Raw genomic sequence first — 8,815 nt, 5'->3', positions numbered from 1 at the left:
ATCAAGCCCATCAGCAGGTACTTGATTCCAAGTAATATTCACATTCGTCATTTCTTCATATTCATTCAACAATAAGACATCATTCCAATCATCTGCAGTAGTAGCAGCCTTCCCAGCAAAAATATCTAATTCAATTGGCTCTTTGACAATTGGCAGTTCTTCTTCCGTTAAATTTTCTACCGCTTCTTTGCTACCACCAATTTCTTCCTCTTTATCCTTACTACAAGCGGATACAGAAAAAGTAAACAATAACGCGCCAACAATAACCATTAAAACTCTTTTAACCATTAATAATCCCCCCTGAACTCACATATTTTATTGCAAGATGAATGTTCACTCCTCTATTTTCCAAGATACCTATCTAATGCCTTTTGCTGTATCTCCATATATTCATCGAGACCCATCTCTTTCATCGTTTGGACATAATTATCCCATTCAGCAAAACTTGTCTCTCCGGTTACAAATTGAGCCTCCATTTCGCCTACGTACTTACTTAAATCTGTTGCTAATGCATCTAGTCGACTCTGTTCATCATCTTCATAGAAAAACATGGGCCAAGGTTCATCTATTAAATAAGGCTCATTTTGTTCCGCATTTTCAATATCTTCTGGTCTAAACTCTGGTGCAGTAGAATATCGAGGATCATCTAGTACAGGGTGCCCGCCACCTGGATTGATAATATAATTTGCCAGCGCTTCTTGAATAGTCAAACCATTAGGGTTATTTGTAATTTCTTCTAAAAGCTTTGGACCTTCTGCCGTCTCTTCATAAGTCTCTCCTTCGAGCCCCATAAAAAACATTTTCTTACCTTGCTCACTCCAGAAGTAATCCAACCAACGTAATGTTGCCTCTGGATTTTCATTTACATTTGTTATGGAGAAATGTCCTAAACTATTTACAGGAGATAACACTGCAGTAAACATTTTGTCTCCATTTGGACCCTCAAGCGCATTGCCTGGAATATACCTACCACCAACTTCTTCCCCAAAATAATCAATAGGGTTAAAGAAATTCATGGCTGCATATCTTCCTTCCATACCGTTTGCAAGAAATTGGTCTACTTCTATGGAATAAATATTTTGTTCAATGAGGCCTTCTGTATATAGTTTGTTCATATATTCAAGCATTTGTTTATATTCCTCAGCAATTCGGTAAAATCGTATTTCTCCTGTTTCAGGATCTTCATCAATCAAGCGATGCATAATTCCTTTATTAGATACGCCAAACGCGCCAGATATTAAGTGATAAAGGCGATCCATCGACACACTACTAAACGGGATAACTTCTTTTCCTTCTACAGATAAATCCTTGGCGGCTTTTAAATACGTATAAAATTCTTCCGTGGTTTCGGGGTTATCCATGCCCACTTCTTCCAAAATGTCTTTATTGATCCACGGTTTATCATCCATTAGTGAAGTAGGAGAGTTTGGATCTCTCAGTCTAGGGATAGCGTAAATGTTCCCATCAGGAAAAGTAATCCCTTGCTTTATTTCTGGATACGTTTCCAAATATTTCTTAATATTTGGAGCATATTCATCAATGAAGTCATTTAAAGGAATGAGTACTCCTTGCTTTCCATATTTATAAACATCCGCATTGGGGAGATATGTACCGTAAAATAAATCTGGCAAATCTCCACTCGCTAATGTTAAGTTTCTTTTTTCAGCTAAGCCGTCAATTGCTACTTGTTCCCACTGCATATCTATATTGGTCATTTTTTCATATTCATTTAGCATGGGAACATCATTCCAATCTTCTGCAGTAGTTGCAGCTTGACCTGAAAAGACTTCAATAGTAATCTCTTCTTCTACTATTGGCATACCTTCTTCACTTAAATTGGCTATTGCTTCTTCTCTTTTCTTGCCATTTGCTTCCTTATTATCTTCACTACAAGCAGATAAAAACATGACAATAACTATGACAAACAGACAACAAAGCTTCCACTTCACTATCCTTCCCCCTTTAAAACTTTAAATGTAGCATTTTGATAACTCATACACCACTTTTAATAGTTTAGGCTTCTTTCTTACAATACTTACAAAGTGATGAAGTTAATTTGCTCTAATAATCCCCCATTCCTTTATACCGACATAAGACCACCTCCTCAGATCATTTCTATGGAAGCTAACTGGGTTACAAATGAAGTAACTTTATACATCGACTTTTTTGTAGCGAAAGATGAGCAGCTATTGACTGCATAGATAATTGTTGGCTTTTTCTTGTATCAGACTTCCGTTTGGTAACGATTTCTTTAATTTTTAAAATATAACAAATAAACTTAATTTTTTGTATTTTATAATATACAACATATATTACCATATTCAAGTTGAAAATAGAACTAAATTTTATGTTTTCTTTTATATTTTTGAACTTTAATTTTAAAAACTTGCCTCTCCTTTTTATTATGAACGTTGTCAGCAACCTCTTAACATGTCATGAATAAATGAATGAAAGAAATCATTTCTAAAATGGTTTCTTTTTGAACAAACGAGGAAATATATAACGAGAGGCAATTTTTATGTTATATTGCTGCCTATAACTAAACTAGGAACACACCCTACAGAGGAGGAACAATCATGGAAATGACACCAGGAAATAAAATTGTTTTAGTAGGAACTGGAGCTGTAGGAACTAGTTATGCTTATGCGTTAATGAATCAAGGCTTAAGCAATGAACTTGTTCTAGTGGATATAAATGAGGACAAAGCACAAGGCGAAGTTATGGACTTAAGTCATGGCATCGTATATGCCCCTAGTGCTATGAATATTACTCAAGGAACTTATGCCGATTGCAAAGATGCAGCCATCGTAGTAATTTGTGCTGGTATAGCGCAAAAAGAAGGAGAAACGAGATTAGACCTTGTTAATAAAAATGTAGCGATCTTCAAATCTATGGTCGAATCCATTATGGATGCAGGATTTAATGGTATTTTTATTGTAGCAACAAACCCTGTTGATATTCTTTCCTATGCAACATGGAAATTTTCGCAGTTGCCAAAAGAACGAGTAATTGGCTCTGGTACGGTATTGGATTCCGCTAGATTCCGTTTCCTTTTAGGACAAAAATTTGCTACCGCACCAGCTAGCGTGCATGGATATATTATTGGAGAGCATGGTGACTCACAACTTCCAGTATGGAGCACCGCTAACATTTCTGGCACATCCATCGCTGAAAAAATATCGGCCGAAGAAAAAACGCAAATTGCTGAGCAGGTGCGTAATGCTGCCTATGAGATTATTTCCATGAAAGGGGCAACCTACTATGCTATTGGCATGGGGTTAGCCAGAATAACAAAAGCGATCTTAAATAACGAGCATATTATTCTGCCGGTTGGAACGCTATTAACTGGCGAACACGGTCATGAAGATGTCTATGTCGGCGTCCCCTCCATTATTCACCGTGCTGGTGTAAAAGGAGTAGCAGACTTCCCTTTGGATGAAACAGAGCAAAGAAAATTTGCTAGCTCGATTGCCATTTTAAAAGATATTCAAAACCAAGCTTTATTATAAGCTCTAGCATTTAGGACTTTGCATGGAAGATTCATGTTAAGATGTTTATTTCTCCATTTGTTTTCCCATAATGATAATAACGGAATTTATTTGAAGAGGGAAAACATATATGAGAAGCAAACAAAAACACAGCGCAGTTCGCAAACGATTCTTTAAAATAACCGGCATTTTGGTAGGAATATGTTTATCCTTTGTGATCTTCGTTTACATCGCCAGCTACCTTTTAGGCCCCCCACCAATATCAATGAACCAACAAACAACGTTATACACCAAGTCTGGGGAGCCTTTTGCTAAAGTCGGTGAGCATCAAACAGAAGATTGGATCTCGCTAGAACATATTGCTGATGAAGCAATTCAAGCTACACTGGCTGTTGAAGATCGCAATTTCTACAACCACCATGGATTTGATGTAAAACGAATTTTAGGAGCCATTGTTGAAAATATAAAAACATTGTCGCTTAAAGAAGGTGCAAGTACTTTAACACAGCAATATGCAAGAAATCTGTATTTAAGCCATGAAAAAACATGGGGCAGAAAAATTAAAGAGGCATTTTATACAATAAGATTGGAAATGTTCTACTCCAAATCGGAACTACTAGAAGGCTACTTAAACACCATCTATTATGGGCATGGCGCTTACGGAATTGAAGCTGCAAGTAAACAGTTCTTCCAAAAATCTGCTAGTGAGCTTTCGCTAGCAGAATCTGCCATGCTTGCGGGTATACCAAAGGGTCCAACATATTATTCACCTTTGAATGACCCAACAAAAGCAGAGCAACGCCAGCAACATATATTGAAAATCATGGAAAATCAAGCGATGATTTCAAGTCGAGCCTACGAAGAAGCCAAAAACGAAGCGTTACAGTACCATAATGAAGCTAAACGGAATAACAAAGAGCAAATAGGTCCCTATTTCCAGCATGCCGCTATCAAAGAAGCAGCAGCCGTTTTGGAGTTAGATGCTGAGGAAGTTCGTGGTGGTGGGTATCAAATTTACACCACGATGCAAGAAAAAGCGCAAACAGATTTAGAAGAACAGTTTCAACAAACAATGTCGAAGCAAAGTGACATACAAGGTAGTGGATTAGTAATGAATCCGAAAACGGGAGGCATCATTGCGATAGTAGGTGGACGCAGTTATGTGGACAGTCCGTTTAATCGCGCTACGCAAGCAAAGCGAATGCCAGGCTCTACCTTTAAACCTTTTCTATACTATGCAGCGTTAGAGCGGGGCTACAATGCTTCTACCATGTTAATGAGTCAACCTACTACATTTAAGTTAGAAAACGGAAATGTCTATAAACCGAGTAATTTCAATGGCTATTACGCAAATAAGCCTATTTCACTAGCACAAGCATTGGCGCTGTCCGATAATATTTATGCTGTAAAAACAAATATGTTTATAGGTCCTGAAACGTTAGTAAATACAGCCAAACAGTTTGGTTTCACAAGTGATTTGTCAGCTGTACCTTCCTTAGCGCTCGGTTCAGAAGTAGTGTCCATGAAAGAAATGGTTCGTGGATATAGCATGTTAGCAAATGGAGGAAAGAACGTGGACGGGCATACTGTTTCTAAAATTGTTAACCGCTATGGAGATACAGTCTACACTAAATCTAATGATTCTAACGAACAAGTACTTGATCCGAAAAAGACGTTTATCCTTTCCCAATTAATGACAGGTATGTTTGATCGAGAACTGAATGGATATATGCAAGTAACAGGGTCTACCATTATCGACCAACTTGATCGAAAATACGCGGGAAAATCAGGCTCTACAGATTCTGACAGCTGGATGATTGGTTTTAGCCCTTCCGTAGTTGCAGGAATTTGGGTCGGCTACGATGACAACCGTACGATTGAAGTTGTTGAAGAAATGGCATATGCAAAGGATATATGGGCTAATTTCATGACATCTATACATCAAAATAAGCCCATTAAAAGCTTGACCATCCCTTCAGGAATTGTCGGCATTCCTGTGGACCCCGCCACTGGTAAACGGGCAACGCCATATTGTTCTGCTAGTAAAGTCATGTTTTTCGAGAAAGGTAGTGAGCCAACAACCTACTGTAATGCACACTTACCAGAGGATGATAAAACTGATAAAGCACCTTTAGAAAAACAAGAAAAGTCATTTATTGAAAGGCTATTTGACTTGTTTGAGTAAAATGCAATAGCAAAAATTTAAGGTGATCAGAGATGGCTATAATTGATTAGAAAAACTTGGCTTGTCGCCACGTTTAATGACGAAAGCTATGGTTTTCTTAGACTATAAACCCTTACATTTTTTACTTTCCTATAGTAAAAAAAGAGGTCAAACCCAGTAAAAACTGGATTCGACCTCTTTTTTGTCCTAGTAATACATGAATAGCCCATGTAGACTATATTTTACAAACTTCCTTCCTAAAGTACAAGTCAAAATCATAATGTTCATAACAAAGTCACAAATTGTTCACATTCATATCTGAATATTACGTGTTGTAAACACAATCTATTTTAGAAAAACTTGGCTTGTCACTAAGTCTTATAGCAAAAGCCTTTGTTTTTCTTATACTATGAACCTAAAAATGTTATACTTTGTATAGTGCAAGAGAATGCACTAACTGGACAAATCTAAATGAAAAATAGCACCTACACCCCCTGATTCGTCCTACCTAACAATCTAGGAGATCCCACCTGTTGATTGAAGTATTACTTTATACAGACAAAGCTGTTTTTAATTCCTCTGTTGAGTTTTCCCACATATCTCGGTCAAAGTCTTCGAGAAAATCTTTTAACAACTGTTTCGATTTATCATCCATATGATCAACGACGATTTTACCTTTCAAAGATTGCTCCATATGTTTTACATGCTGTGGCATCGATTTGTAAGCTCGCTTATTAGGCCGATCCACAAGCAATTCGCTTCCTGCCACACCAGCAAAATATGTCCCTTTTTCATTCCGTTCGACATTTACCCAAACAATCCAATACAATTTGCCATTTGGAACTTCGCTTTTATCTGATAAATATTTCACACGCCGCTCAATATCACTTCTAGCGTGCATTGCCGCCATATCAACATAAGCTTTATTTTCATTCGGATCTACAATGACAGAAGACATATTTTCCAAGCTGATGGAACCATAACCATATCCACCATGGCCATCTGTCGAGTCGTCTTTAATAATTGTAAATTTATTTTTGTTTGAAGACTGATCGAAACTCATTCGAAAGACCCTCCTTCTTTTTCATTATTATTTTGATTGTATCATAGTGAGATTCTAACGTCTAAAGCATGATTTCCCACAAATAATTTAATGACGAATTGTATCAATAAAGGAAATCGCTTCTTGAATTTCCTCGTCTGTATATTTTTGTTTTGGCTTCACCGTATGCACTTTTGCAATTGACTTTTCTAAAGACAAGTCGTCAAAATATAGTATCGTTGCGACTAATTCCAAAAATCGGGAGCTTTTCTCCTTCATAGCATACACTTGCTGTGAAAAATCAGGCATATCTTTCTTGAACTGTTCTAAAAAAGCTTGTCCATCTTCTGTAATTGTATAATGGTATTGATGGTAATTGCTTCTATCTTCTTTTTCTTCTTTAATAAAACCTAAATTACATAGCTCTTCCACCCGTAACGTTAACTCCTCAGAATATGGCCCATAAAAATGAAAAGCAAATTTCTCCTCAAAGGGCATGTGACATTTTTGCAAAATAAAAATCATTTTTTGCAGCTTTTTCCTTCCCGTTACTTCGTTTGCTACTGCAAAAAACTGCATTAGTTTCGCATGATTAGTTAACATGTTTTTCCTCTCCCTGACCAATTAATATTTCTTTCATCCGCTTTTTCTTCCTTGGATCGGATACGTTTTCTAATAAATCATGTGGATAATACAATTTATGATCGGTTCGTTTCTTCCCGGAAATAGCTTCAACGATATCAGACTGCCGTGATAATTCACGCAGTTCACCATTTGGCATTAATAAGTGAATCGGTAAACGCTCCTCCTCTTCCCCAGGGCGGTAAAAATCATATGGTAAATCAGAGGAAGAATCAACGACCAAATAATAATCCGGATTAATATGTACATCCGTAAACAGCTTGTGTAGTTCCATCCATTCATTCATCTGTGAATTAGGATTAAATTCGACATACTTAAACAGCCTGCGATTCATAAACCGCTCGCAGAGATCACGAAGAATCGTATCTTCTTCTTCCTGCCATAGTTGAAAATAATACGTAACAATTCCCTCATCTAATTTTAAATAATCCTCTAGCTTTACATTTCCTTCAAAAAAAGATTTAAAGTGCGTTGGCTTCAATGTAAACGTATATGTAGAATCGTGATATAACACTTTCGCTCGTTGCAATATTTTACAAAGAATGACTTCTGCACTTCTCGTAACTGGATGGAAATATACTTGCCAGTACATTTGATAGCGACTCATAATATAATCTTCCACAGCATGCATTCCTGTTTCCTTAATCACCACTTGATCTTCCATTGGACGCATAACACGAAGAATTCGCTCCATATCAAAATGACCATAGCTTACACCTGTAAAATACGCATCCCGTTGCAAATAATCCATTCGATCAGCATCAATTTGGCTTGAAATTAAGCTGACCACTAATTGGTCTTGATATGTTTTAGCTATCACGTCAGCAACTTTTTGGGCAAACCCCTTTTCTGCTCGTTCTAAAATGGCACTCACTTTGGTGTTACCTAAAATAATTTGCTGTGTATAATGTTCATGATCCAGCTTAAATACCTTCTCAAAAGAATGGGAGAACGGTCCGTGCCCTAGATCATGTAATAACGCTGCACATAAACAAAGAAGACGCTCCTCTTTATTCCAATGTGGACGTCCTTCAAAATTTGTTAGTATTCTTCGTACGATTTCATATACCCCAAGCGAGTGATTAAATCGGCTATGCTCCGCTCCGTGAAATGTTAAATATGTAGTGCCTAACTGTTTAATTCTTCGCAGTCTCTGAAACTCAGGTGTCGCAATCAAATCCCAAATTACCCGATCTCTCACATGGACATATCGGTGCACTGGATCTTTGAACACCTTTTCTTCATGAAGTTGTTCGTTTTTATATGGCATGCTTTTTCATCCGTTTCTTTTCGACGATTTCTTTTTATTATATAATAGAAATGCTGAAGAAAAAAGAGGAAAGATAAACTAAGGAGCGAACAAAGGCTCGGGGCGCCCGTCTAGCAACGCAGCGAGTGGAATGAATCAACTAAAGTTTTAGGAATCATGCTCCTGCAACAGGAGTATGCCGGCGCCCTCCGGCAAGCCCGTCTTTAGTC

6 protein-coding genes and 1 pseudogene are annotated in these 8,815 nt (G+C 37.4%); 2 read left to right on the top strand and 5 right to left on the bottom strand.

The genetic code is table 11. The annotated features are described in order from the left end of the window. Together HLX49_RS16555 and HLX49_RS16550 are read right to left on the bottom strand one after the other, a co-directional pair. Positions 1-288: pseudogene (locus tag HLX49_RS16555) on the bottom strand (extracellular solute-binding protein); the annotation flags it as partial. Between the two features lie 53 nt (positions 289-341). Beyond that, positions 342-1,949 carry an extracellular solute-binding protein gene (locus tag HLX49_RS16550; RefSeq protein WP_101932877.1) on the bottom strand — a complete coding sequence of 536 codons (1,608 nt, stop codon included), beginning with the start codon at positions 1,947-1,949 and terminating at the stop codon, positions 342-344. A 627-nt stretch (positions 1,950-2,576) separates the two neighbouring features. Between HLX49_RS16550 and HLX49_RS16545 the strand changes: the two genes are divergently transcribed. Together HLX49_RS16545 and HLX49_RS16540 are read left to right on the top strand one after the other, a co-directional pair. Further along, positions 2,577-3,509: an L-lactate dehydrogenase gene (locus HLX49_RS16545; protein WP_077706465.1), complete on the top strand. Its 933-nt coding sequence runs from the start codon at positions 2,577-2,579 to the stop codon at positions 3,507-3,509. A 109-nt stretch (positions 3,510-3,618) separates the two neighbouring features. After that, the gene (locus HLX49_RS16540; RefSeq protein WP_296363265.1) at positions 3,619-5,673 is read left to right on the top strand and encodes a transglycosylase domain-containing protein; all 2,055 of its coding nucleotides are present in this window, start codon (positions 3,619-3,621) and stop codon (positions 5,671-5,673) included. Positions 5,674-6,202: 529 nt separating this feature from the next. On the opposite strand, the gene HLX49_RS16535 is transcribed toward HLX49_RS16540, so the two are convergent. The 3 genes from HLX49_RS16535 to HLX49_RS16525 all read right to left on the bottom strand — a co-directional run bounded on the left by HLX49_RS16535 (position 6,203) and on the right by HLX49_RS16525 (position 8,606). Then, positions 6,203-6,715, bottom strand: a complete 513-nt coding sequence (locus HLX49_RS16535) for a YwhD family protein (protein WP_077706469.1) — start codon at positions 6,713-6,715, stop codon at positions 6,203-6,205. A gap of 87 nt (positions 6,716-6,802) precedes the next feature. After that, complete coding sequence (locus HLX49_RS16530) at positions 6,803-7,297, bottom strand: YwgA family protein (protein ID WP_077706472.1); 495 nt, start codon at positions 7,295-7,297, stop codon at positions 6,803-6,805. Continuing rightward, entirely contained in the window at positions 7,287-8,606 is a 1,320-nt protein-coding gene (locus tag HLX49_RS16525) for an HD domain-containing protein (protein ID WP_296363264.1), read from the bottom strand. The genes HLX49_RS16530 and HLX49_RS16525 overlap by 11 nt, the downstream gene beginning before the upstream one ends. Positions 8,607-8,815: the final 209 nt, after the last annotated feature.

It is taken from the genome of Virgibacillus sp., from assembly GCF_013393565.1.
In the GTDB taxonomy this organism is placed as follows: Bacteria; Bacillota; Bacilli; order Bacillales; family Amphibacillaceae; genus Virgibacillus; species Virgibacillus dokdonensis.
The sequence above is the reverse complement of the archived record's forward strand: the minus strand, read 5'-3'. Positions and strand labels throughout refer to the sequence as shown.